Source organism: Butyrivibrio sp. YAB3001 (assembly GCF_900112195.1).
Lineage (GTDB): Bacteria > Bacillota > Clostridia > Lachnospirales > Lachnospiraceae > Butyrivibrio.
Genome location: NZ_FOKR01000002.1, coordinates 801,962 through 828,072, shown reverse-complemented (window position 1 = coordinate 828,072; position 26,111 = coordinate 801,962). Strand labels below are relative to the sequence as shown.

The window sequence follows — 26,111 nt, the reverse complement described above, 5'->3', positions numbered from 1 at the left end:
TAAATGAACTATTCGATGATCAGATATATATTGTTCAGACTCCTTAGAACGCTTGGCTATTTATTTATTCTGCCACTTATAGTTGCACTTATTTATGGTGAGTTTGACAGTGCAGTTTCCTTTTTAATCCTTGCAGGTCTTTCTATCGCAGTTGGCATTGTGGGGTCTTTTAAAAAGCCTGTTAACAAGGTTATTTATGCAAAAGAAGGATTTGCGATAACTGCAGTTGCCTGGATTGTAATGAGTCTTATGGGAGCGGTGCCATTTGTTATAACAGGCGCGATTCCCAATTATGTAGATGCTTTGTTTGAGACAATCTCAGGCTTTACCACAACCGGAGGAAGCATACTTACTACTGTCGATAACATGGAGTACAGCGTGCAGTTTTGGAGAACCTTTACACACTGGATCGGTGGTATGGGTGTTTTGGTCTTTTTGCTTGCGGTTGTTCCAATGGCAGATGGCTACAGCATGCACCTTATGAGGGCAGAGAGCCCGGGACCTGTTGTTGGTAAGATAGTTCCCAAGGTTAAAGATACTGCCAAGATATTGTACCTTATTTATTTTGGAATCACAGTTATAGAGGCAATATGTCTGTTTGTTTCAGGACTTCCGCTTTACGATGCTATCACAATTTCTTTTTCCACTGTAGGAACCGGTGGATTTGCAGTGCACGATAGTGGAATGATGGGGTATTCCACAGTCAGCCAGGCTATTATCATTCTTTTCATGGCTCTGTGTGGAATAAACTTTACTGTTTACTATTTCCTCTTAAACAGAAAGCCAAAAGAGGCTTTTGCAATAGATGAAGTTAAGTATTATCTTGGGACTATCGCTGTTTCCTCTGTCATAATTGCCTTTGTTATTTACAGGGCAGGAGTTTTGGACAGTGCAGGTATGTGTTTCCATCATTCACTGTTTACTGTTGTTTCAGTAATGACTACAACCGGATTTGGAACTTTGGACTTTAATACATGGCCAATGCTTCCTAAACTGATGCTCGTTGTTCTATCACTTATTGGCGCCTGTGCCGGTTCCACGGGCGGCGGATTTAAGTTTTCAAGAGCTCTTATAGTTATCAGAAATGCCAGAAATGAGCTTAATTTCGTTGTTCATCCCAAGGCAGTCAAAAGAGTTTACATGGACGGTCATTCAGTTGAGGGAACCACAGTAAAATCAGTTACGGCGTACCTTGGAATATATGTTATAACGTTTATTGCTTCCACACTGCTCGTTGCTCTTGATAATTTTGATTTTCAGACCACTGTAACCTCTGTGGTGGCTACTTTGAACAATATCGGACCCGGTCTTGGAATGGTAGGTCCTGCAGGTAATTATTCCGAGTTTTCAGTGCTATCCAAATTTGTACTGATGTTTGATATGCTTGCCGGAAGACTTGAACTTTTGCCTATTTTTGTAATTATGAAACCTAAGACCTGGAAAAAATAACTAGGAAAAAATGAGCAAAAAATGATAAGATAATCGCATTTTATGGTGAATATTATCATATTGAAAAATGTGTCCAAATTGTGATAAAATCTAGTAAGTTTTGTGAAGAAGAAATGGCAGGTTAATATATATGGTGAGGACAAGAAAAATAGTTATTATTCTTCTTGTTACCTTTTTGATGGCGGGGGCAATTGTTGGCGGCGCTCTGGTTTTTTCAAGGAGTAAGGCTAAGGCGCGTATGTCTGTGGATGATGAAGTGTATCATGAGGCAGAACACACTTTAAAGGGCTTTTTGGGAATTGCCGATGATTCAGCTGCTTCCTATCAATCTTCATATCCTAAGGATGATAGTTTTTGTGAGGAGAATGATACCACCCGAATGACTCAGAGAGTTACTATTGTTACTGAGAATGGCGTATTGCCTATCATGGGTACAGTATCCAAGCTTCATGACGCATATTATCCGGGAACTTATGAGGTATCATTTAATAATTCGGCTTTGCTTACTGAGTCGGCTGAGGTTATTGTAAAGATACCGGTTAAGAAGGATCAGAAGATTTATATACTTACAGGTAACAAGGATGTTGGATATAAGCAGTATGCGGTGGTTGACGCAACCAGTGACAGCTGCGTGCATTTCAGTGTAAGATCTATTCAGGATTACACAATTTCAACAACTGATATCATAAGCGCCCAGGATACAATGGACAGCCTGGTATCGGGTAGATAAATTAGAGAAGGTATTAAAATATATATAAGGAAACTCCTGTGGTTTATTAGAAATCACAGGAGTTTTTTGTGTAGAGTACTTAGTGAGGTATTTTCCGAACTTAGTGCGAACCATGCAAGTCGACTTGTCGAGGTACTATCGAGTCTAGTCGAGCTTGATGTGTAGAGCACCTATTAGATTTATCACGAATTTAGTATGCTGCAGAGTACATCATGCATCGGATAAAGTGTATTGCCAGCAGATGCAGCGGGTAAAACAGATAGAAGAAATACTTAAATTTACCGAGGTTTCGACCTCTTTTTTTATTGTATAAAGCCATGAGGATGAAGCCGGGAAAGGCTGCATATTCAATTGAAAGCTGGCTGATAAACAGATAAGCTGCAATAAGCCGCAGATAATCATGTTTGTATAACAGGTAAAAAATTGAAATAAGAAGGATGCCATAAGCGTCATAGTCAGTATTTGCCTTGATGCAGATGAGACATCCGAGAGCTATCGTGGGAATATAGAGCCAATAGGCTATAACATCTGAAAGGTTCTTTTCCCGGACATAATTGGTGATAAAGTCAAGGCACCATATTGTAAGAAGCCCTACAAAGAGGGTTGCATACACGTTACACTGATCCATTAAAAGGAAACTGTTGGCCTTTACAACCTCCAGCAAATTTGGGTTGAAGACCTCTTTTTCTGCAAATAGTGAGATGTCAAAGGGAATTTCCGAAATGAGACCAAATATCAAAAGGCTTAGGGCATATTTGCGCCTGCTCTTTGTATGAAAAAAGCCTTCCACAAGAAGAAAACAGTAGATGGGGAAAGCAGTCCTTCCGAATTTGCGCAGGAATTTGTAGATATCATTAAGCTGGTCTATTGATAGAGAACCATTATATACTCTGTATCTGACAACAGGAAGCATCACTCCGGCTGCCATGTGGTCCACAAGCATTGAGATGCAGGCGACTATTTTTAAGAGATTACCATTTATTTTTTTTATGCGGGAATCAATGTTCATTTCAGTCTCACAATCATAAAGTTTAATGTAAATTACGGGAAAGGGTATAAGATTTTTCACCCCTGACATCACTAAAGTTAAGTATATAACAAAACTGTAGCAGATACGAGATGTATCCGCTACAGTTCTTGATTAAAATTATTTATTTTACTGGAATGTAATGCTGCTCCATGAATCAGAAGGGATAAGAGAAATATATGTCTTACCTGTGTTGAGCTGAAGTTCTTCGCCCTTGTCATCATAGTACTTGGTTACGCCTGTCTCGCTTGTCTTGGACCATGCAATAACCTTAGCTTCGCCGTTTGTGAGATACCAGCCTGTTTCACTTGGGTTGATGCAGTTGTAAATAAGGTAACCGTTCTCATCAAGCTCTGTGAAGCTGCAGTTCTGAAGAATTACATTTTTGAAGCTGAGTGGAGCGCCGTCTTCAGCATCTTCATGTCTGTCGCCGTATTCATAGTATTCATACTCCTTTGTTTCGCTGTTGTAAACAAGCTGAGAAGAGTTGTGCTTGAAAGGAAGTGAAACCATTGATGCTGAGTAGGTGTTTGAATACTTCTCGCTGAGCTTGTATTCTGTGCCGTAAGGAACAAAATTGAAGTGGCTGCCAGGATTTGCGTATTCATTATATGTTCTGGAGTAGCTTGCTTTGCCTTCATAGTTATTAAAGTTGTCGTCAAGGTCTCCACTTACAATGTACTCTGTGAACTCTCTTGCCTTTCCGTTGTTGATTCGTGAGAATGTGCCGGAAAAATGAGCTGCCCATGGATTTGCAAAATATGCATCATTGTGGTAAGGACCACCATCATGACATAAGAGAGCATTCCACTCAGAAGCAAGAAGGATGTTAGTAGGACGAGTGCTTCGGATACTTCCGAGCTGTTCAATCTTGCCCCAGTCCTTAACTACGCACATAAGTCTTGTGATTCTGTCATTCTTGGTGCTGTTCATAAGCTCGTAAACAACATCTGCTTCAGAAGTTCCGTAGTGAGGAAGAGCAGTCTTTTCATTGTCTACCATTGCTGCGATAGGACGCTGATCCTTGATCTCTTCGCTGATTGGTTCTCCTGTAAGTTCGCTGTAATACATTCCTTCAGGAAGAACGTATTCCTCTGCCTCAGCGGTAGGCTCAACTGCCTCTGAATCAGTTGTCTCTGTAGAAACTTCTGTTGAAGGAGTCTTAGTTGTTTCATTGATAGGTTCGAAAGAAACAGTAGCTGTTGAATTATCTTCGCCTTCGTCAGTTGAACTACATGCAGCGACTGACATAATAAGTGTTGAGCAAAGAAGTGCAGCAATCGCTTTTTTAGCATATCTTTTAATATACATTATTCTCTTTTCTCCTTGATTATTGTGAATCTATCACTATTTATAGGCACACAAAAAAGAACCTACAAGCAGTAATCAAATTCCATTTTACCAAATAAGATGTTTTCAAGCAAGTTTATCAAAAAATCAATCATTTTTTTAGGGGCTGTATAATGTTATACTAAATATATATGTATTCTTATATGATTCAGTTACGAAGAGCTGAGGTGATGAGAGTATGAAGCTTATTTTTATTGGAGCTGACCATGAGGTCACAGGAAGCTGTCATTTTTTAGAAGCATGTGATAAGAATATTCTGATTGATTATGGCATGGAGCAGGGCAAAGATTATTTTGAGAATGTTCCACTTCCGGTTTCTGCGCCGGAAATTGATTATGTATTTCTGACTCATGCGCATGTTGATCATTCGGGCAATCTGCCACTTCTTTACGCCAAGGGTTTTAGAGGAAAAATATATTCTACTGAGGCTACAGCCGATCTTTGCGATATAATGCTAAGAGATTGCGCGCATATTCAGCTTCAGGAAGCAGAGTGGCGCAACAGAAAGGGTAAAAGAAACAAAGACATAGCCCAGATGGAACCCTTGTATACCATGGAAGATGCTGAGAAGACGATAAAAGCATTTATTCCCTGTGGATATAATGAGGAAATAAATGTCTGCGAAGGAATTAAGATAAGATTTACAGACATAGGTCATCTTTTAGGGTCAGCAAGCATTGAAGTTTGGCTTACGGAAAAAGGTGTCACGAAAAAGCTTGTTTTTTCAGGAGATATAGGAAATAAGCGTCAGCCGCTTATAAAAGATCCGCAGAATACCAGGGATGCGGATTATGTTATCATGGAGTCTACTTATGGCGACAGGCTCCATTCCACAGAAAGACCGGATTATGTCAATGAGCTTGCGGAGATTTTAGAGAGAACATTTAAGAGAGGCGGAAATGTTGTCATTCCTTCTTTTGCGGTTGGAAGGACACAGGAAATGCTTTATTTTATAAGGAAAATTAAGATTGAAGGACTTGTTAAGTCACATCCTGATTTTCCTGTATTTGTAGATAGCCCGCTGGCGGTGGAAGCCACAGAAATATTTGAAGATAACCAGTATGAATGCTATGATGATGAGGCTATGGAACTGGTCAAAAAGAGAATAAATCCCATCACTTTTTCAGGGCTTGTTCATGCAATCACGACAGAGGAGTCCCGGGCGATCAACGAAGATCCCGAGCCCAAGGTAATAATCTCTGCTTCGGGAATGTGTGAGGCAGGAAGAATAAGGCATCATCTTAAGCATAATCTATGGCGGCCTGAGTGCACGATATTGTTCGTAGGCTATCAGTCTATCGGAACGACGGGACGAGCTATTATTGACGGTGCAGACCAGATAAAGCTTTTTGGAGAGACAATTGATATAAAGGCGGATATATGCCAGCTTGAAGGTTTATCAGGACATGCCGATAAGAACGGTCTTATTGAATGGCTAAACGGTTTTACGGTAAAAAGACCAAGAAAAGTTTTCATAGTTCATGGCGAGGATAGTGTCTGTACTTCTTTTGCCACATGTCTTAGGGAAGAATACGGATATGATACCTATGCGCCCTACAGTGGGACGGAAGTCGATATTATTACAGGAAATATAGTAAAAGAAGGAATTCCGATTCCTGTCAAAAAGAAAGATGCAGCGCTTGTATCTGATGTTTATGCAAGGCTTAAAGCTGCCGGAGCAAGGCTTATGGGCATTATTGCAAGGAGCGATGGAATTTCAAATAAGGACAAGGCAAAATTTGCAGATCAGATAATTGCCTTGTGCGATAAATGGAGTAAGTAAAAGATAAAGGGGAGCGAGTATGAGCAGAGCAGATGAATTATTTATTGATATGTGCAAGGATATTCTGGAAAACGGCACATCAACAGAAGGGGAGAAGGTAAGACCACATTGGCCTGATGGAACACCTGCATATACGATAAAGAAATTTGGAGTTGTGAACAGGTATGACCTTTCCAAGGAATTTCCTATAATGACTCTCAGAAAGACTGCACTTAAGAGTGCTACTGATGAGATTTTATGGATATATCAGAAGAAGAGCAATAATATCCATGATCTGAACAGTCATATCTGGGATGAATGGGCTGATGAGACAGGCTCTATCGGAAAGGCTTATGGTTATCAGATAGGACAAAAGAGCATCTATAAAGAAGGCGAATTTGACCAGATGGACAGAGTTATCTATGACCTAAAGAATAATCCGTTCAGCCGTAGGATAATGACAAATACCTATGTTTTTTCTGATCTTCATGAAATGAATCTTTATCCTTGTGCTTATTCAGTTACTTACAACGTTACTCAGAAAAAGGGCGAGGACAGACTTACATTAAATGCTGTTCTGAATCAGAGATCACAGGATGTGCTTGCTGCAAATAACTGGAACGTGGTTCAGTATGCGGTTTTGGTGCATATGCTTGCTCAGGTGTGCGATATGAACGTGGGTGAACTTGTACATGTCATTGCGGATGCGCATATTTATGACAGACATGTGCCTCTTATTAAAGAGCTTATCGCAAGAAAACCTTTGCCTGCTCCTAAGTTTTCATTAAATCCGGATGTTAAGGATTTTTATCAGTTCACAAGAAATGACGTATCACTTGAAGGATACGAGGTAGCAGGAGAGCAGCTTAAGGATATTCCGATAGCAATCTAAGCGGGAAGATTTAAAAAATGTAAACATGATTAAGTGGAAAATAGCTCTTGCGACGTAGTTGCATTGTAAGGGTCTATTTGTATGACTTCTTAGATGAAATTACAGAAATCCGCACTAGCTGCGGATTTCGTGAGAACATGATACGAGAGGCAAATAGGCCCTTCGACGAAGTCGACTTTTAATGGCCTATTTGCGGCATTCTTGGATATAATTTATAGATTAGAGGAGATACTATGAAGGCAATCGTGGCTGTTGACAGCAATTGGGCAATTGGAAATAAAGGAAAGCTCCTTGTGAGCATTCCTGCGGATCAGAAGAATTTTAGGAATGAAACACTGGGAAAGACAATAGTTTATGGCAGAAAGACACTTGAAACTTTTCCTCAGCAGGTAGTTCTTCCTAAGCGCAATAACATTATTTTATCAACTAAAAAAGATTACAGAGTAAAGGATGCGGCTGTGGTGCATTCCAAACAGGAGCTTCTTGATCTGGTTTCTGACCTGCCTACAGATGAGGTTTATATAATCGGTGGTTCGAGCGTCTATAAAGAATTCATTGATCTTTGCGATACCGCGATTGTAACTTTTATTGACAAAGAGTATGAGGCAGACAGCTATTTTCCTAATCTTGATGCGGATCCTGATTGGGAGCTTGTAGACGAGAGCGATGAGCAGGTTTATTTTGATCTGACCTATACTTATAGAACTTATAAGAGATGTAATTGAGATATACTGGCTCATTCATAACTAACCACATTGTTTATCAAAGATGAATGAGTCGGAATAATAGAAAAAGTGGTTATAGTCAGGCATTTTATCTTGGACAGCATTGCGAAAATAGACTTAAGTTTATGTTGTAATGGTTAAGGGTGAAAAAATGGCAGGACGTAAGAATAAAGTACTGATTTTTATCAATAAGACTTCTGGCATAGGAAAGGCCGGCAATGATACGCTTGAGATTGCCACCAGATATGCGCTTAAGGGGTATGAACCTATTGTCTATCCTATAATCCCTAAGTCAGGGCTTACTTCTGAGAAGATTATTGCGGAGTATGCGGAGGATTTCCTTGATGTTTCGGAGATCTTTTCAGATAAAAAAGAAATCGACGGCAAAATAGAAGTTGTTCTATGCAGTGGTGGAGACGGGACGCTTAATCATATTGTCAATGAGATCATGCAGTATGATAAGAAGCCGCTTCTTGCATATATTCCTTCTGGAAGTACCAACGATTTTGCAAAGGGATTGGGAATCCCCGGAACCAGAGCAAAAGCCATTGAAGTAGCGTCAGAGGGAAGACCTGTAAGCTATGATGTCGGAAAGATGAATGACAAGTATTTTAACTATGTTGCTGCGTTTGGAGCTTTTTCCAAGGTGAGCTATGCCACTGACCAGGAGCTTAAAAATGTGCTTGGCTATGCGGCTTATATCATAAGTGCGCTGGCTGAGCTTCCACAGAATATCGGTTACAGCTGCCATATGAAGATAGAAGCTGACGGCGTTATTGAGGAAGGCGACTACATTTTTGGAGCAGTAAGCAATTCTTCTTCTGTTGCGGGAATGAATCTTTTTAATGTTGCGGATGTTAAGCAGGATGACGGGGAAATGGAGCTTTTGCTTATAAAGTCACCCAAGAATATTGCGGAATTTAACCTTGTCCTGGCTGCCCTTGCAAACATGGGGAATGACAACTCTTACATTACTTATAAACAGGTAAAAGAGGTTAGACTTTCTTCCGAGACTGAGGTAGAATGGACCATTGACGGCGAATTTGGCGGCGCAGCCAAAGACACTGAGATTTCAGTGATAAATAAAGCAATAACGATTCTGGCGAAATAGTAATAAGTTAAAAAATGTGATTACAATGACGGAAGGAGTATGATGCTTTTGATTATATATAAATTAGATTTGGAGATTATGGATGTTTGATGCAGTATCACTCGTCAGGTGTGACGAGTATTCAAAAGAAAAACTGGATTTTGCCATTGGTAGGGTTCTTGAAGAGATAGATGGACTTTCTTTTGTTCATGAGAAAATGACCATCGGAATCAAAGTTAATCTTGTGGCTGGAATGGCTCCGGAAAAGGCTGCTACTACAGAGCCTTTATTTTTACGCACTCTTTGCGAAAAACTCATCTTAAAGGGCGCTAAGGTTGTGATAGGAGATAGCCCCGGAGGAATCTACACCAGCGCGTTTGTTCATGGAGTTTACAGGGCCTGCGGTCTTACAGACATGGTAAAAGAGCTTCAGGGACAATATGATGACGGTGAAAACAAGGTTTCTTTGAATGAAGACTTTTCTGTGAAAAACGGTGAGTTTCCAGATGCGGTTTCTATCAAAAACTTTATCTACACAGGCTGGCTTGATAATGTAGATGCGATAATCAATGTTTCAAAGCTCAAAACTCACGCAATGATGGGAATGAGCTGCGCTGTAAAAAATATGTTTGGAACCATTCCCGGCACCACAAAGCCGGAATATCATATGCGATTTTCGAATGAACAGGCATTTGCAAACGTAATGGTGGATCTTAATGAATACTTTAAGCCATGTCTTTACCTTGTAGATGCGATTGACGGAATGGAGGGCAATGGCCCCACAGCCGGGGAAAAGAGACATATAGGCTGCGTTCTTTCATCTAAAAAGCCCTACGCCCTTGATATGGTCTGTGCGGATATCATAGGAATGAAACTTTCGGAAGTACCAACTCTTTTGGCGGCAAAAGAAAGAGGGCTTGGGCCGGATAATGTATCTGAAGTCACAGTTTGCGGCGATCTCCAGCTTTCAGAGATACGTGTGACTGATTTTAAGAGGGCTACGATCCATCAGAGCATTACTTTTGACGGAAACGGAATAATAGGAAAGCTTCAGTCCAAAGCGCTGATGATCGTATTTAATACAAAGCCAAATGTTAAGGAAAAAGAATGCATTGGCTGCAAAAAGTGTCATGAGACATGCCCAGCCCATGCTATAACCATGGTACGTTCAGATAAGGCAAATTCGGGAAAAGGTGGTATGATTCCGCAGATTGACAGAAGCAAGTGCATAAAATGTTTTTGTTGTCAGGAATTCTGCCCTAAGGGAGCAATGAAGGTTCAGTACAATCCCCTCGGCAGATTTGTAAATAAGGTTAATCACCGGTGAGATAGAGTAGATGTTTAAATATGAGATAAAAAAGCACAAAAAAGATGGTCATGAATATGCAGAAATAAGCGGCTTTGATGGAAAAGTTGAGAATCTTACCGTGCCTGAGCAGATCGACGGATATAAGGTGGAAGCAATCGGAAACCATGCTTTTTCCGGAAGAGAAGATATTGTATCGGTAACTATCTCTGAGTCAGTTAAGACAATCTATGGATTCGCATTTCACAACTGCAGAAATCTTAAGAAGATAACTCTTTTTGACAGCCTCGATGATTATTATGACGGAGTCTGCAGACAGTGTGACAGCCTTGAAGAAGTGGAAATAACCATAAATCGCAGCTGGTATGAAGTCATAAGAAACTTCCTTGCAGATGTGGATAAAGAAATGCGTTTTCTGATACATGTTCGGAACGATAGTGGAGAGAACGGAAGTGTTACCGCAGAGACAGCAAGTAAGTCACCACTTAGTGCTGACAAAAGTTACAGCATGTCATGCCTTACCTTTCCGGGATATGTATACGATTTTAACGAAAATACCATGGCCCGCACAATACAGTTTTCAATCGCCGGCGCAGGAATGTTCTACAGAGAATGCGTCGACAGAAGAAAAATAGACTACAGACAGTACGACAAACTCTTTGATAAAGCCATAATAGACGGCGGGAAAACCTGTCATGACATTGCTATAGGAAGACTTCTATATCCCGTAGAACTGGAAGAAATTTATAAAAATGCTTATGAAACATATCTTAATCAGAATGGGTACAATGTCCTTGAAAGAATAATAAACGACTCCGAAACAAATCAGGATTCAATCACTCTCTTAGAAAAACTTCTCGATTATAAACGCCATGACGGCAGCAGCCTCTTCTCAGATGAAGCTATAGAAAAGGCAGTCCAATTGTCATCTTCCAAAGGGTTGACTATCCTTAGTGCAGTACTAATGGACAAGAGCAAGTCGTCTATCAGTGATGAACAATTCTTTACATTATAAGGTAAGTTTTGATAAATAATGGTTGCTTCATTTTTATATACACAATTTTATAACTATAAGAGTGTTCATCGGGGGACAGTATCTGTTTGGATGTTGTGAAGGTTATTGATATAAACATGAAATTTCTATGATATATTTTTCATGTGTTGTCAACTTCATGGCATAGCATTGTCGAATTATTGCTCAGTTTATTTCGAGATGCTGTACCAAGCATGGAGGCGAAGCCGTAGCACAGCTGGCGGATGGCAAGGCCGAAAATGCGTAGCTCTCGGATTGAGCAGATAATTCATGAGTGCAAAAAAATGCAGTGAGCTTTCCTGCTTATGGTTCACCCAATTTTGAACCATAGGAAAGCTCACTACATTTTTATGTGCCATGAATTACTGCGAAAACGAAAGCAAGCATTCTCAGCCTTGCCATCCGCCAGCGTACTATAACCAACATGTTTCACAGCAACTCGAACATCGCAAAAGACTGCGGTTTCATAGTGAGAGAATTACCGTCAATGTTGCACTCACCGATAGCGTGGACCAAAGCCACCTTGCACTGCGAACCTGAATTGTCCCCTTCCTTGATGAAGGCTTCAGGTGTAAGCGCAGCAGCGCTCTTTTTATCCGAAGGATTTATTGCAATTAGAAGATTTCCACGCCTGTAAACAAATGGGAACTGCTCCTTCTCAGCGTAGATAACACTAAAACTACTGTCTGCCTTAAGGTCATCATACTTGTGCCTAAGTGCTATGAGCGCCTTGGTCTCATTATATAGAGAAGATGGATCTTTTGCCTGATCCTCTACAGTTGGAGCATCCTCTGACAAATCCTGAGGAAGATATAAGGATTCAGTCTCTGCATTTGAAAATCCATAGTTGTTGGAATGATCCCACTGCATAGGCGTTCTTGTGCCTGTTCTTGTGTATCCGCCTTCCTTTGTGGGAATATCAAGGTATCTCATTCCAATTTCATCACCGTAATAAATAAATGGTACTCCCGGGAGAGTCAAAAACAGCGCCCATGCGAGCTTTAGCTCATCATAGCCAAGAGTCAGCCTTGCTCTTGGAGTGTCGTGGTTACATGTGATAAAGCTTATGTATCCATCGTTTTTGGTCGCATCATATTTAGGAAGGTAATCGATAAGAAAGCGCATAATATCACCATTGCCATCCTTTTTAAGGAAGCTGTGGTCACCACCTGCTGTTTCGTTATCTCTAATAAGAGTATTGTAGCCGTTTCCATGGTGATCAAGATAAAAATCTGCATGGAAGCCATTTTTAAGAGCCTGCTTTGGATTACTCCATTCTGAGACAATTGCAGCTTCAGGATATTCAGTGTCAAGCATTTCACGGATGTTGCGCCAGATCTTTCCTGTTGCTGATTTGTTCTCATCATCCTCTTTTACCAGAGAATCTGCCATATCTACGCGGAATCCGTCACATCCATGATCAAGCCAGAAACGCATAATATCTTTTAAAGCTTCTCTTGTGGCAATGCATGCAGGGTGGTCGGGAGAAAGCTGCCAGTCCTCAGTTTTATTAAGGAAACCATAGTTAAGCGCAGGCTGACATTTAAAGAAATTAAGCATATAGCAGCCATTTCTGTCAGCTTCACCGCCAATATAGGGGTGTCCTGCGATTCCCTGAATCCAGAAGTTTGTCCATATATATCTGTCAGAGTATTCGTTCTTTTCAGCTTTTTTGCTCTCTGTAAACCATTCATGTTCTTCAGAAGTGTGACCGGGAACAAGGTCAAGCAGAACATGAATATCTCTTTTGTGAGCTTCATCAAAAAGTCTGTACAGATCGTCATTGGTTCCATAGCGTGGAGCTACTTTTTTATAATCACGGACGTCATAGCCGGCATCCTTAAATGGTGAATCATAGCAGGGATTGATCCAAAGTGCATTACATCCAAGATCTTTGACGTAATCCAGTTTTTCGATAATTCCGTTGATATCACCGATACCATCATTGTTTGAATCCTTAAAGGTTTGTGGGTAGATTTCGTAGAAAACAGCGTCTTTTAACCAGTTTGGCATGACATCCTCCTTAAGCGCGAGCCTTGAAAATTAAGATAATTTATTTGCCGATATAATAATTATATTACACCGGTAACGTTTCCATTATAAAATATATTTATTTTTTTGTATATAAAAAAGAATGTTGCTCGCATCAGCGCGTAAAGAGTTGCAAAGCAATTCTTTGTTCATGAATAGGTATTTTTAGTTCAATAAAAAACCACCCGAGTATGGGTGGTTTTTGAGCAGCTAACATTAAGCAGCTGGATTAATATGTTCTTGAATATCTTGATCAGTAATGCGTGGTTTACGGAGCTTTTTAATAGCTATGGCTGTTCCCCATAAAGCAATAAGGAGAGCAGACATCAAGGTTATAAGATATGAAATCTTCTGTACCGGAGTTTTTCTGTACATAACCATCAGATGAGCGACGCCATCTCTGCCCTTAGGCATATATACTCTCACAATGCCGTTGTTATCGGAGGCTTCTGCAACTTTTAATTCTTCGACGGGCTGCATGTTTTCATCCACGAGATATGCTTTGTATCCATAATAATAAACATATGGAACATCGTAGTATTCTTTATCCATAACTATCCAGGCTTCGTAGTATTTAGAGTTGTCATGCTTAAAGCCCTCTGCGCTTGAGTGGTCATCTGCATAGGCAATAGTGGGAGAGTCGCAGTTTGCAGGCTGTGTTTCCTCAGGTAACCACTCTGCACCGGAGACAACGTATCTTTCCTGTAAAAGAGATTCGGTCAAATACATGCGCTCACCGCTTCCTATTACGAAGAACTCAGGTCTTCTTGCGGATCTGAATACGACAGTAAGTACGATCATGGCAACTAATAAAGCTGTTTTTGCATATTTACCATTAAATATGCTGCTTATTTTTATTGTAGTTAGTGCATCTCTTAAAACAGTTACTACAAATATTGCAAGAGTGGCAGTGAAGATAAAATCAAATCTTCGTGTGTATTCAAAGAAGTTTAGCTTTTCACCGATACTGCTTGCCCAAATGGTACGAGAACACATAAGAATCATAAGTAAGATATTTACTATAAACAGACTGGTGCTATCTTTTGATATCTTTTTATACTTAAGTGCCATGAAAAGAAATGCGATCATGGTAAATAAGAAGATTGCCATATAAGCAGGACCAATCTCTTTGAAAATCAGCTGATCAAGCGTTAATATGTGGTCACTTACTGTGTACGCATTATTGTAAAATGCCTTGAATCTGACATTTAAAAGCTGTTCCATGGCAGGCAGCCAATAGGCAGTGGTGAGTATCATGCAGATTATGTTTACAAGCATGAATTTTCCGAAGATTACAGGCTTTTTTACAATATTATTAGCGTATGCAAGCACAATCATTATCATAACAAGCATATATGTAAGGAAAATAACGTCATGACTTAGTAATATTGATGTCATGCAGACAGCATATATCAGGTAGCCTTTCTTTTTATCGTTAAGAAGCATGAATAAGCCGCAAACTGCAGGAATCAGGAAAAAGTAGGCAAAAAGATGTGGGAATCCGCCTCCGTCAAAGAGATTTTCGTCATTTATATATGATTCCATGACAAGTATCTCACCAAAAAGCGCAATATACTTATTTCCTGAAAGATATTTGAAACAGCTGTAGCATACAAAACCACCAATTAGTATGAACGCAAAGAGGTATATTTTTATGACGACATCAAATTCTGCCCCAAGAGAGATTAACAAAGCCGGGATGTAGATAAATAGATCCGGGTAAAAGAATCCGATGCCATATCCGTAATCCTTCATATGGGTAAATCTGATCTTTGCAGGAAATACGCCTGATTTGATGCTATCTGATAAAGTCATTATCCTGGCATAATGGAAATCCAGCTCTCCGCCCTTTAGAAGTCCGTTACCCAAGTGCGGCGCAAAAAAACAGATGGCGCTAAATAGAATAATAAGATAGAAAATCCACTCTTTTTTTAATGTATCTGAAACTTTTTTCATAAACTTCCCCCAAATAAAAAACTTAGTAACCCTTTCATCCATATATTGTAGCAAATCGGAGGGGAAATGACCACATAAAGTGGTTACTTATGTTATACTAAATTGGGTTTAGGACGACACAACTATAGAAATCAAGGAGAACAGCTAATATGAAGTCTGTAAGTAAATATAGATCAGTCCTTATGGGACTTGGAATAATCTGGATTTATTATTTTCATTCAGCTCCTTCATTGGAAAAAGGAACTTTAATCTGGTATTTTTGGCGTCAGGGGTATACGGGCGTTGATCTCTTTATTTTATTATCAGGTTTTGGAATGGCCTATGCACTTACCAAAAATCCGGTAACCGATATCAAAAGCTATTTTTCTTTTGAAGGGAAAAGATTTCTAAGAATATATGCAGGTTTTCTTCCGGCCACATTTCTCATAGCCCTGGTGGATAACTGGACTAAGTCTGTAATACTTGGGAGAATCACATATTTCGAGCAGTTTACAGAGAACTTATACATACATTTGTGGTACTTAGGTGTGATACTGGTACTTTATCTGATTGTTCCTTTTTATCATAAACTTTTTGGTTTGAGCAGAAATAAACTAAGATTTACCTGCATGGCAGTAGGACTTGCCATGCTTCTTGGATGCATTACTATCGGACGGGTAAGAGAAGACATTGTTTCTGCTGCATTTACAAGGATACCCATATTTTTTATTGGAATATACTGGGGTTATCTTAGCCAAAATGATGGTGGAACGTTGGAAGAAAAAAGCCACTTCAAGAAAAGACTGCCTGTTTATGCCATGTTTGCAGCGGGTGTCGTATTGACGTATCTTGCTGTAATGGACTGGCATCCTGCTATCGGCAATATTGATTCTTACTATACGCATTGGTTCATGTTCCATTATTCAAGGCTTTTATTTACTCCGTCGCTGATTCTGATAATGGTGGATATAATTGGAGTTGTTGATAAGATTAAAGCGGGAAAGGCTCTAAACAAGGCACTTTCATATATAGGAACTATTACTCTTGAGATATATTGTCTTCATGAATGGATTTTGCTTAAGTGCGCTGACCTTCAGGTAAGCATAGATACCATCAGATGGGAACTATCGGCAATATTCCTTGTATTTTTCCTTGCGGTGGGTATTCATAAATTTGCAGATGATCTGATATTTCAAAAAATGAAAAATAGAGCATAAGCTGTTTAAGCAAAGGACATTTGTATTAAAACGTGACACTTTTGTTTTGTCTATGTGTTTATAAAAGTTGATTTTTTATAATATTTTTCTTGAATTATAGGTGCTGTGTTGGTATATTATTGGTGCACTGTATTTGAAATAGTTCAAAACGGTAGCTCATATAATAAGGAGAATTGAATATGGAAAACACATCTTCGCTGAGCCGCAAGACTACAGAAGAGTCAGTCGGACTTAGTAAAAAAACTCGGTACATGGTGGAGACTGCCCTTATGATAGCAGTTACTCTTATCATGGGTAACACGATTCTTGGGACTATCCCTACACCATTCTTAAAGGTATCTATTGTTACTGTTCCGGTAGCACTTGCTACAATGCTTATTGGTCCAACAGCAGGAATTATCTGCGGTATTGTTTTTGGACTTAACAGCTTTTCAGGCGCTCTTACAGGCGCAAGCGGAATGCTTTCAACACTTTTCACCATTAATCCATTTGGCGTATTTGTTACAGCAGTAGTTGCAAGACTTCTTGATGCTGCAGTTGTAAGCGGAATCTATAAGCTTATTCATAAAGGAAAGCTTACACAGGCTTCTTACTACATCACAGGCGCACTTATGCCACTTTTTAACACAGTATTTTTCATGAGCTCACTTTGCATTTTCTTTTACAATACTGATTATGTACAGGGACTTGTATCTAAATATAATGCAGGAAATCCATTTGCGTTTGTTATTGCCATGGTTGGTGTACAGGCTACAGTTGAGGCTGTTATAGGTTGTATCCTTGCAGGTACTGTAGGACTTGTTCTTTCCAAGGTTTTGCACAGAGCGTAATAGGGGGACTTGTGTTACTGTTCAGACAGAAATGCGCACTACGCTGCGCATTTCGTGAGACAATGATTCAGTATTGAGCGCATTCCTTCGACGAAGTCGAATTGGAATGAATGCGCGAACCAGTACTGGAACGAGCTACATGCGAGTGAACAGTAACGGGAATGCGTTTTCTTTGAGGGAAAAATGAGTAAGGTATTAACAGTTGATATAGGTAATTCCAATATTGTTGCAGGAATCTGGTCGGAAGATAAGCTTCTTTTTACCGGAAGAATTGAGACAAAAAGGGATTACAGCGTTGAAGAACTTTATAAGTGCATATCGGAGATTGTGCTCACAGGTCCTGAAGCCAAGATTGCTTTATCGGATGAAAAAAATAAACAAGAGTACGAAGGTTCAATCTTATCTTCTGTTGTGCCTGAGATTACAGAAAAGACATTAGTAGTACTTGAAAAAATAACCGGGAAAAGTCCTCTTTTAATGGGGGCTTTTCTTAATGCAGGGATTGATGTTTCCGGCTACGATAACGGGAAGCTTGGAACTGACAGAATGGTAGATATGGCAGCAGGAGCGCAGATTGCGGGGGATGCCCCGGTCATGGTGTGTGACCTTGGAACCTGCACTACGATTTCAGTTGTTGATAAAGACAAAAAGTTCCTGGGAGGCATGATATGCCCGGGAGTGCAGATGTCTCTTGATGCACAGTGGATGAGAGCGTCACAGCTTCCGCATTTACAGGCAGCAGAAGTCAATGAGCTTCTTGGAAATAATACTGCTTCAAATATGATGAGTGGAGTTGTTGCAGGAACAGGGCTTATGATCTCTAAAATCGCTGAGAAGATAGCTGGAGACTATGGGCTTGATGATATGAAGATTGTGCTTACCGGCGGCCTTGGAAAAATAGTTTTGCCGTGGATAACAGAGCAGGTAATTTATGAGCCTGATCTTCTATTGAAGGGACTGTATACTATTTATACGGCAAACAAAGATATCATTTAGGAGTTTACAAATATGCTAAAAGATAAAAATATCCTGTTGGGAGTAACGGGCGGAATAGCAGCCTATAAGACAGCGGACCTTGCGTCTAAGCTTATTAAACAGCATGCAAATGTTGATGTCATCATGACAGAAAATGCCACAAAGTTCATTGCACCTCTTACTTTTGAGGCACTTACCCATAACAGATGCGTTACTGATACATTTGACAGAAATCATCCATGGGAAGTTGAACATATAGCGCTTGCAGACAAGGCAGATGTACTGGTGATAGCGCCTGCGACAGCTAACTGCATAGCAAAGCTTGCCTGCGGAATAGCGGATGATATGCTGACAACTACAGCGCTTGCCTGTGAATGCCCCAAGATAATTGCGCCTGCCATGAATACCAAAATGTATGACAACCCTGTGACTCAGCGCAATTTAGCAACTTTAAAGGATTTGGGATATATTATTGTTGAGCCGGATGTGGGATATCTTGCATGCGGAACAGTTGGAAAGGGCAGGATGGAGGAGCCATCTAGGATAGTGGAGGCCATAATCCATGAAATTGCCTTTGAGAAGGATATGAAGGGGCTGCATGTTCTTGTGACTGCTGGACCTACAAGAGAGGCAATCGACCCTGTAAGATATATTACTAATCATTCTACAGGCAAAATGGGGATTGCGCTGGCTAAGATAGCTTCACTACGGGGCGCAGAAGTTACGCTTGTTTTGGGCAAGACTGATGTGGAAGTTCCTTCCTATATTAATAAGGTTGATATCACTTCTGCAAAAGATATGTTTGATGAAGTCACAAAGAGAGCAGATGAGCAGGACATTATCATAAAGGCAGCAGCAGTTGCGGATTATACACCTATAGATGTAGCTTCGGAAAAAATCAAAAAAACTGAGCAGGATGATTTTTCGATTCCGCTAAAAAGGACTGACGATATCTTGAAATGGCTTGGAGAGCATAAAAGAGAAAATCAGATTTTATGCGGCTTTTCCATGGAAACAGAAAACTTATTGGAAAATTCAAGAAAGAAACTTGTTAAGAAAAATCTTGATATGATCTGTGCCAATAATCTTAAAGTTGAAGGCGCAGGCTTTGGCGTTGATACCAATGTGATCACTCTTATTACCAAGGCTTCAGAAAAAGAACTTGGACTTATGAGCAAGGATGAAGCGTCAAATGAAATTTTGTCAGAAATATTGAAGATGAGATAAAATTTTATTTCATTACGCGAAAAAGATGGAAATAATGCTTCCCATACAGAAAATTAAATTTTCGCTGCATGGAAAGTATTACCTCCATCTTTTTCATCGCAATGATAAGGATGAAAAGGTGTATGGCACAAAATATAATTGGCACAAAAAGTAAACGGAAAATTATCCGATAGCTTTTTTAACAGCCTCAAGTACACGGTCTGCCTGGAAAGGCTTAACGATAAAGTCCTTGGCTCCGGCCTGAATAGATTCAATTACCATTGCCTGCTGACCCATAGCAGAGCACATAATACAAACTGCATTAGGATCTGCAGCCTTGATTCCTTTCAAGGCACCGATACCATCAAGCTCAGGCATTGTGATATCCAGGGTAACAAGGTCGGGCTTTAACTCATTATATTTTTCGATTGCGACTTTTCCGTTCTCAGCTTCGCCAGCAATCTCATATCCGTTCTTGGAGAGGATATCCTTAAGCATCATGCGCATGAAAGCGGCGTCATCAGTAATGAGTATTCTTTTTCCCATATTGAACCTCCAATAATTATTTTTAGTTGCTAAAAAAATTTACGCAATTACAATTTGGATTGCTTATTTTTTTTATTATCTAAGTACATAATCTATTGTAACACGGATTTTGAAATATGAGCGTTAAATCGTTATGCTAAAAATTAAAATTTGATAAAGTCTTAGGAAAATTGTTTTAAATTTTTCAAATTTTATTTGAATACCGGAAGCGTGTAATCGTAGACGGATTCTGCATTATTAACAATTTGCCACTGTGTTATTGTGTAATTACTTGATGAATTATCAGAGTTGTTTATATTATTTGAAATTATCGTAATATCAAGAGATTGATTGTCGGTAATTGGTATACTTTTCTTTATTATACCATTTTCATTTTCAGTTTCATAGCCTGAATTTACAGCCGCAACAAAGGCATTTCCCTGGTGACAGGCACTGTAATAGGCTATCTGACGATCTGCAAGATTTTGGCTTAAATTATAATCTGCTTTGGAATTTACCAGTGTCAGCGTGGCAAAGGAGACCAGGCTGAGCACTGTGAAAATCAGCAGTATGGATGCGCTTCCTACATTTGCGCCATGGGATCTTTTCTTTTTCATATGTTGTAGTCCTATATGTATTCTTAAATGATATTACAGAAACACGCATTTACTGCGGCTTCGTGCAATAATGGATTGTTAATCCATACAATAGTGGTCGATTCTGTTTCGGAATATTATAAACTCATCGTCGTCAGGAATAGTATCGAATCCTTCAGTTCTTTTCCTTAAATCAAGTATTGCGATATTGCCTGTGATAGAATCACCTGTAAGAGTTATTCCGTAGTTGTTTACATCTTTATAGGCTTCTGAAGCAGGCTCTTTTTTTACGTAAAGAATTGCTTCGTAGGCTGCCTGGTGAAGTTCATCGTCGACTGTATTCCATTCATCATCAAAGTAAAGAATAATGGAGCCATCACTTTCGTTATCAGACTGCGTTAAATAAGAAGCGGGATAAAGATTTTTTATCATAAGAAGGCGTCCGTCGCATCCCGTAAAACTTTCGGTTAGGTTCTGCGACCACATAAGAGCATTATTTAAGTTTTCATCCTTTTCAGACAGGAGATGGGCAGAGACAAAAAGCCTTAGGCAGATTGCACTGGAAAGGGAGAAAAATAGTATGGCTATTATGATTTCCATCAGGAAAAGACTGGTTTTTGAGTGCTCTTGTCTGTTCATTTATTCTGCACTTTCGCTCCTAACAGTGATAAAAAATCTTTCAGTAACGCCGTTGTCGGAAGTCACAACCGCTGACAAAAGGCTTTCTGATATCTGAGAAATATCAAAAGAGTGAATCTTAAGGATTTTCTGGCCTGACTGAGGATAGAAATTGTTTAGGTCAGCGCGGGCAAAAAGTTCCATAAGATAGCCGTTGTAGTCGTAAATATATGTGTTATAAAGTTCATCGTCTACTGTCTGCTGCATAACAAGGACATTTTTTCCAAAAAGTTCTTCGACATATATTGCGCCGTTAATATCTGATTGTCTGACTTTTTCCGTTATATATGCGATTGAAACCCTTTGGGAATAGTTTTCGCTTGTCTGAGCTACGTTCTTTTTATAAATACTTGCTCCGATCGCAATGACAGTCAGAGCTGATAAAAGGAACAAAAGTAGCAGACATATTACAAAAACCGTATCGATTACGTGGCGTTTATCAGCATTTGGATTCATCTGTTATCACCTATAAGAATAACTGTAACATCGGGGTAAAGATTTGCTGCAATTGGTATGTATTCAACGTAAAAAGTTGACTTGTCATAAGTAAGTCCATAGTGCTGCTCAAGATATTCTATGTTAGGAGGGTATTGACCCTCAATCGCATAGCATTGGACGATATCCCGGGAGAGGGCGTTTTCAAGGGAGGTCTGTTGCTTGCTTATGGAACTTCTGCCTGTTGCATCAACGGCAAAGAAGAACAGCACAGCAATAGCTATAAAAATAGTAATGGATACTATTTTATAGAAGCGGTCCGAAATGCTGAATATCTGGTTGTTTTTTTGTTCAAATCTGTTACTCATAATTTATTAACCAATAGTCGTCATTATTCCCATCAACGGCAAAATTACTGAAAGAAGTATCATTCCTACTATAATTGAAAGGATTATTACAAGTGTCGGTTCAAGTATTGCAATGAGCGAATATATTTTTCTTTCTGTTTCGTGCTCAAAGCGTTCAGCTATCTGTTTCATAGCGCTGTCCATGGAACCTGCCTTAAAACCAACTGAAACCATCTGTGAATAAAAAGATGTGAATATATTGGATTTTTCCAGTGCTTCAGGAAAGCTGTCTCCATCAATCAAAAGATTTCTGCAGTTTTCAATCCGGGCTTTCATCTCGTCACTTTCTATAAGCTTGTTTACAAGAGAAAGACCTTCATAGGTATCCATTCCGCTTGAGAGTGTGAGAACCATTCCACTGGCAAATCGGGCACTCTCAAGATCCTGCATAAGCTTTTTTGTGGCACTGAATTTGTTTAACATGTCCTTGAACATCTTTTTTCCCTTGGAAGTGGAAGAGAAGAAGATGAACAAAAAAGCGATTATTGCAAGCAGGACGACCAGTACAATAGAGTATCTGTTCAGGATGTTTCCTACGTTTAGAAGTGACTGGGAAAAACCGCTCATGTTGGTTCCAAGTTGGGCAAAAACCTGCTCGAATATCGGGAGCACCTTGGTTATGAGAACGAGCACCACCACAAGCATCATGAAGATCATTATGAGCGGGTAACTTACGGCGCTCTTTATGCTGCTGCTTATGTTTTCTTCACGCTCGTAGTAATCTGCCAGAGATTCCATTACGGTGTCAAGGCTTCCGGATTCTTCTCCGATTGCCACCATGTGTATTAGATAATCGGGAAAAGAACCGTTCATTTCAAGGGCAACATGGAATTGTTCTCCGCTTAGAAGAACCTGTGAAATGCTGTCCAAAAGTTTTTTTGCAGAATTATCATGGGTGTCCTGCATAAGGATATCTATGGACTCGGCCGGTGAAATTCCGGCTTTTATCAAAAGAGCCATCTGCCTGCAAAAACTTGATATTTCATAGTTACTTAGGTTTATTGTAGATTTACTTTTTGCCATGACGCCTCCGGAAAGTTAATAAACGTACTTAACTGAATAATTTTTGCCATCACCAATGAAATCTTTTAATGATTTATCGTCTGTATTTGAAGCGAAAGTCGGGTCCATCAAAGACCATTCTTTTCCGTCAAATTCTATCATTCCGTTTACCCAGCCTATGTCGGTAATGTAGGTGCTTAGCCACGCGTGGTAGGCTGTGCCGGCATATCCGATTTCCATTCTTGTTGGAATTTGCTGGCTTCTTAGCATGCTGGTCATGAGAGCTGCATAATCAAGGCAGATGCCCTTTTTAGTTGAAAGAACTTCATCAATGTCCGGGATATATCCACTTTGGACGGTTTCGGCTTCTTCGTAGTCGTATGTGATGTTTTTTATCATGAAGTTGTAGACTTCTGAAACTACCTCAAGCTCATTGTTGCAGACGTAGGCAAGATCCTGGCCTTTAGCGACTGCCTGACTGTCTTTGCTGAAAGTGACATATTGGTTTGGATATAAAAACGGCTTGAATTCATCGCTTAACTGAACATCCAGCATCTGTGAAAAAACAGTGGTATACTTGGTGCCTTCAAGGTTCTCAAATACGTTTACGATGTATTGGCCGTTTCCGCTCTGAAGAGGGAAAACTTCGTCTGTGGGAGTTGTGACGGTCAGGTTATAGGTGTATGTGATTTCGGTAGGACCGGTTATCTGAAGTTTTACTTTTCCCGAAGAACCGGTGTATTTTACAGTCAGATATCCTTCAGAGATGTTTGAAGCATCAAGATGAGCATATTCGTTTTCATAGACAGTGACTCCGGGAGCTTCCGGTACAAGACAGACTGGAGTGTTGTCGCGGCTTCCTTTTTCCCTGGGCAAGTTCTCTTCTTCATTGGAAGAATCAGAAGATTCAGTTTTGGGTGTATCAGAATCGGGAATGCTCCTGGTATCCGAAGAAGGGGAAGAAGAGGCACAACTGCATAGGAAAAAAGCGGCCAAAACCGCTGCGGATAAAGTCCCTATTCTATTTATGAAAAAAAGGCTTAATAGTCGTTGTTTCATAGTTCTTTATAAGGATATGCTCTGTGATTAATAATGCTGCTTACAACGAGACGCACTTGTTTAAACGAGAATCTGAGGAGATTCTCTTAATCTTTGGTATACAAGAGATATAAGGTCAGTAATCTTATCCTTGTGTTCATCGCAGTTTAACGCGCGCGCATAGGCAATCTCCAATGGCGCAATATAATTATTTTCATTATAATCATGAAGCTTTTTGGTTAGATCCATGAGAAACATGTCAATGTTTGTGCTGTCACAATTATCTATCACAACGACGAATTCGTTTCCGCCATTTCTTCCCACAAATCCGTAAATCTGACCTACTTCCTCAAAAATAGTGCAGAAGTCGGAGATAAGGTTATTACCATTGGCATGACCGCCTGCGGAATTGATATTTACAAGATTATTAAGCTTAAGCAAAATGAAACCGGTGTGAGGCAGCTTTTCAGGATCGTTAAAAGTGTCAAAAATAAGATCACAGCTGAATCTGTTTGGGAGCCCTGTGAGCTTGTCAATATAAGCCATTTTGTTGAGGTATCTCCCGATAGAGGCAGTTCTGTGCATGATGTAGAAATCCGTTATTATGGAAAGTATGAAAAGAGCGATAACAACCTGCACGGCATAGAAAATCTCTGGAGTTTTGGTAACACCAAGCGCCTCAAAGTCAGCTTTGGTGCGATGATAATTAATGGACAGAAGAACTGACATCAGTATAAAGACAGATAAAGAAACAATTTTATATACGTAAATAGAACCATAGATATTTGACCTTTTGCTTTTGTTATAGAATTCTGCTTTCATCAGGTGCCTCCAAACAAGTAGACTAAGGTGTTAAATATGATCGTAAAAAGATATTCTGACTTCGCAGGATACCTTAAATTAATGAATTTACATATATTTATTTTACTATATATAGACAATCTAATAAAGTTAAGATTTTATAACGTCAGTAGCTACGCATACTCCTTGATTTATTTTTTATAAAAAAGAGAAATGCGCATTACTGACTAATTGTTTTTACAATAATACAGCAGAGGGGGTTTTTTTTTCATAAGTGTAGTAGTGATCGAAACCGCAGGAGAGGGCAATGTCACGCATTTTATCAAAGGCGCCGGCTATGCCTTCAGGGACATGGGCATCTGAACCGAAGGTGATTATCTCTCCTCCAAGTTCTTTGTAACGTCTTAAGATATCCGGATTTGGATTGGGACTTCCACCGTAAAATAAAGCTTTCGAATTAAAGTCCAGGCCTTTTCCTTTTTTGATAATTATTCTTAAGATCTCATCGATTAGTTCTTTATATTTATCATAAGAATAGTTTGCTCCCTTAGAAGGAGTGTAGCGGACGATATAATCCAGGTGCCCAAGAACATCGAAGTCATCAAAATCCTGCAGACATTCAATTGTCAGCTCAAAGTAGCGGGCAATTACCTGATCTTCATTTTCTTTTTCCCAGTAATCAGGATAGTAGTAGGGATCTTTCTTATCCACAAGGTGGATGGATCCGATCACAAAATCAAAATCGTTGTCATTTATGAATTTGCGGTTGATGTCTTTTATCTGAGGCTGAAGGCCAAGCTCCACGCCGTATTTTATGTTTATCTTATCCTTATATTCATTCTGATAAAAAGAAACTTCGTCGTGATAAGGCGGGACGATAAGGGTAAATGTATCCTTGGGCACATCTTTAAAGACAGGAAAATCCATATCCATGTGCTCAGTAAAACATATCTCACCAAGACCATGAGAAATCGCACTCTCGATCATGTCTTTCATTGGGGCGCTGCTATCACCTGAGTGGTGAGTGTGAAGGTGGTAATCTGCGGGTAATTTTGTAGTCATTTTGAACCT

General features: G+C 39.7%; 25 protein-coding genes. 12 read left to right on the top strand and 13 right to left on the bottom strand.

The genetic code is table 11. From position 1 onward, the window contains the following. The first annotated feature begins 3 nt into the window (after positions 1 to 3). Both BM086_RS03380 and BM086_RS03375 read left to right on the top strand, forming a co-directional pair. Complete coding sequence (locus tag BM086_RS03380; RefSeq protein ID WP_092323374.1) at positions 4 to 1,449, top strand: TrkH family potassium uptake protein; 1,446 nt, start codon at positions 4 to 6, stop codon at positions 1,447 to 1,449. Positions 1,450 to 1,579: 130 nt separating this feature from the next. Further along, on the top strand, positions 1,580 to 2,179 hold the full coding sequence (locus BM086_RS03375; RefSeq protein WP_092323371.1) for a hypothetical protein: 600 nt from the start codon (positions 1,580 to 1,582) through the stop codon (positions 2,177 to 2,179). 190 nt (positions 2,180 to 2,369) lie between these two features. Here the strand turns inward: BM086_RS03375 and BM086_RS03370 are convergent, their stop codons facing one another. Then, on the bottom strand, positions 2,370 to 3,188 hold the full coding sequence (locus BM086_RS03370; protein ID WP_175560076.1) for a TraX family protein: 819 nt from the start codon (positions 3,186 to 3,188) through the stop codon (positions 2,370 to 2,372). 147 nt (positions 3,189 to 3,335) lie between these two features. After that, positions 3,336 to 4,517, bottom strand: a complete 1,182-nt coding sequence (locus BM086_RS03365) for a DUF3048 domain-containing protein (protein WP_092323364.1) — start codon at positions 4,515 to 4,517, stop codon at positions 3,336 to 3,338. A 217-nt stretch (positions 4,518 to 4,734) separates the two neighbouring features. Here BM086_RS03365 and BM086_RS03360 point away from each other — a divergent pair, with 217 nt between their 5' ends. The 6 genes from BM086_RS03360 to BM086_RS03335 all read left to right on the top strand — a co-directional run bounded on the left by BM086_RS03360 (position 4,735) and on the right by BM086_RS03335 (position 11,346). Next, the gene (locus BM086_RS03360) at positions 4,735 to 6,339 is read left to right on the top strand and encodes an MBL fold metallo-hydrolase RNA specificity domain-containing protein (protein WP_092323361.1); all 1,605 of its coding nucleotides are present in this window, start codon (positions 4,735 to 4,737) and stop codon (positions 6,337 to 6,339) included. Positions 6,340 to 6,358: 19 nt separating this feature from the next. Then, positions 6,359 to 7,210, top strand: a complete 852-nt coding sequence (thyA, locus tag BM086_RS03355) for a thymidylate synthase (protein WP_092323358.1) — start codon at positions 6,359 to 6,361, stop codon at positions 7,208 to 7,210. A gap of 233 nt (positions 7,211 to 7,443) precedes the next feature. Continuing rightward, positions 7,444 to 7,935: a dihydrofolate reductase gene (locus BM086_RS03350; RefSeq protein ID WP_092323355.1), complete on the top strand. Its 492-nt coding sequence runs from the start codon at positions 7,444 to 7,446 to the stop codon at positions 7,933 to 7,935. Between the two features lie 151 nt (positions 7,936 to 8,086). After that, positions 8,087 to 9,046: a diacylglycerol/lipid kinase family protein gene (locus BM086_RS03345; RefSeq protein ID WP_175560075.1), complete on the top strand. Its 960-nt coding sequence runs from the start codon at positions 8,087 to 8,089 to the stop codon at positions 9,044 to 9,046. An 82-nt stretch (positions 9,047 to 9,128) separates the two neighbouring features. Then, entirely contained in the window at positions 9,129 to 10,352 is a 1,224-nt protein-coding gene (locus BM086_RS03340; RefSeq protein WP_092323349.1) for a DUF362 domain-containing protein, read from the top strand. Between the two features lie 10 nt (positions 10,353 to 10,362). Beyond that, positions 10,363 to 11,346 carry a leucine-rich repeat protein gene (locus BM086_RS03335; RefSeq protein WP_092323346.1) on the top strand — a complete coding sequence of 328 codons (984 nt, stop codon included), beginning with the start codon at positions 10,363 to 10,365 and terminating at the stop codon, positions 11,344 to 11,346. Positions 11,347 to 11,793: 447 nt separating this feature from the next. Here BM086_RS03335 and BM086_RS03330 read toward each other — a convergent pair whose 3' ends face one another. Continuing rightward, on the bottom strand, positions 11,794 to 13,377 hold the full coding sequence (locus tag BM086_RS03330; RefSeq protein ID WP_092323343.1) for an alpha-amylase family glycosyl hydrolase: 1,584 nt from the start codon (positions 13,375 to 13,377) through the stop codon (positions 11,794 to 11,796). 234 nt (positions 13,378 to 13,611) lie between these two features. Continuing rightward, on the bottom strand, positions 13,612 to 15,351 hold the full coding sequence (locus BM086_RS03325) for a hypothetical protein (RefSeq protein ID WP_092323341.1): 1,740 nt from the start codon (positions 15,349 to 15,351) through the stop codon (positions 13,612 to 13,614). Between the two features lie 149 nt (positions 15,352 to 15,500). On the opposite strand from BM086_RS03325, the gene BM086_RS03320 reads away from it, so the two are divergent. The 4 genes from BM086_RS03320 (at position 15,501) to coaBC (ending at position 19,579) form a co-directional block, all read left to right on the top strand. Further along, positions 15,501 to 16,547 carry an acyltransferase family protein gene (locus tag BM086_RS03320; RefSeq protein WP_092323339.1) on the top strand — a complete coding sequence of 349 codons (1,047 nt, stop codon included), beginning with the start codon at positions 15,501 to 15,503 and terminating at the stop codon, positions 16,545 to 16,547. Between the two features lie 179 nt (positions 16,548 to 16,726). After that, complete coding sequence (locus BM086_RS03315; RefSeq protein ID WP_092323336.1) at positions 16,727 to 17,377, top strand: ECF transporter S component; 651 nt, start codon at positions 16,727 to 16,729, stop codon at positions 17,375 to 17,377. A 183-nt stretch (positions 17,378 to 17,560) separates the two neighbouring features. Then, the gene (locus tag BM086_RS03310; RefSeq protein ID WP_092323333.1) at positions 17,561 to 18,373 is read left to right on the top strand and encodes a type III pantothenate kinase; all 813 of its coding nucleotides are present in this window, start codon (positions 17,561 to 17,563) and stop codon (positions 18,371 to 18,373) included. Positions 18,374 to 18,385: 12 nt separating this feature from the next. Beyond that, positions 18,386 to 19,579 (top strand): bifunctional phosphopantothenoylcysteine decarboxylase/phosphopantothenate--cysteine ligase CoaBC, encoded by a 1,194-nt coding sequence (gene coaBC / locus BM086_RS03305; protein ID WP_092323330.1) that lies wholly within the window; start codon positions 18,386 to 18,388, stop codon positions 19,577 to 19,579. Between the two features lie 162 nt (positions 19,580 to 19,741). Here the strand turns inward: coaBC and BM086_RS03300 are convergent, their stop codons facing one another. The 9 genes from BM086_RS03300 to BM086_RS03260 form a co-directional block, all read right to left on the bottom strand. Beyond that, on the bottom strand, positions 19,742 to 20,104 hold the full coding sequence (locus BM086_RS03300) for a response regulator (protein WP_022764589.1): 363 nt from the start codon (positions 20,102 to 20,104) through the stop codon (positions 19,742 to 19,744). A 191-nt stretch (positions 20,105 to 20,295) separates the two neighbouring features. Then, positions 20,296 to 20,700 (bottom strand): hypothetical protein, encoded by a 405-nt coding sequence (locus BM086_RS03295; RefSeq protein ID WP_092323327.1) that lies wholly within the window; start codon positions 20,698 to 20,700, stop codon positions 20,296 to 20,298. A gap of 78 nt (positions 20,701 to 20,778) precedes the next feature. Continuing rightward, complete coding sequence (locus tag BM086_RS03290; protein WP_092323324.1) at positions 20,779 to 21,318, bottom strand: hypothetical protein; 540 nt, start codon at positions 21,316 to 21,318, stop codon at positions 20,779 to 20,781. Continuing rightward, positions 21,319 to 21,813 carry a DUF4860 domain-containing protein gene (locus BM086_RS03285; RefSeq protein WP_092323321.1) on the bottom strand — a complete coding sequence of 165 codons (495 nt, stop codon included), beginning with the start codon at positions 21,811 to 21,813 and terminating at the stop codon, positions 21,319 to 21,321. Beyond that, on the bottom strand, positions 21,810 to 22,160 hold the full coding sequence (locus tag BM086_RS03280) for a hypothetical protein (protein WP_092323318.1): 351 nt from the start codon (positions 22,158 to 22,160) through the stop codon (positions 21,810 to 21,812). Before BM086_RS03280 ends, BM086_RS03285 begins: the two co-directional genes overlap by 4 nt. 6 nt (positions 22,161 to 22,166) lie before the next feature. Next, positions 22,167 to 23,222: a type II secretion system F family protein gene (locus BM086_RS03275; protein ID WP_092323315.1), complete on the bottom strand. Its 1,056-nt coding sequence runs from the start codon at positions 23,220 to 23,222 to the stop codon at positions 22,167 to 22,169. 15 nt (positions 23,223 to 23,237) lie between these two features. Beyond that, positions 23,238 to 24,077 (bottom strand): transglutaminase-like domain-containing protein, encoded by an 840-nt coding sequence (locus BM086_RS03270; protein WP_242952115.1) that lies wholly within the window; start codon positions 24,075 to 24,077, stop codon positions 23,238 to 23,240. Between the two features lie 243 nt (positions 24,078 to 24,320). Next, complete coding sequence (locus BM086_RS03265) at positions 24,321 to 25,061, bottom strand: GGDEF domain-containing protein (RefSeq protein WP_092323312.1); 741 nt, start codon at positions 25,059 to 25,061, stop codon at positions 24,321 to 24,323. Between the two features lie 216 nt (positions 25,062 to 25,277). After that, positions 25,278 to 26,102 (bottom strand): histidinol-phosphatase HisJ family protein, encoded by an 825-nt coding sequence (locus BM086_RS03260; protein WP_092323309.1) that lies wholly within the window; start codon positions 26,100 to 26,102, stop codon positions 25,278 to 25,280. Positions 26,103 to 26,111 lie beyond the last annotated feature (9 nt).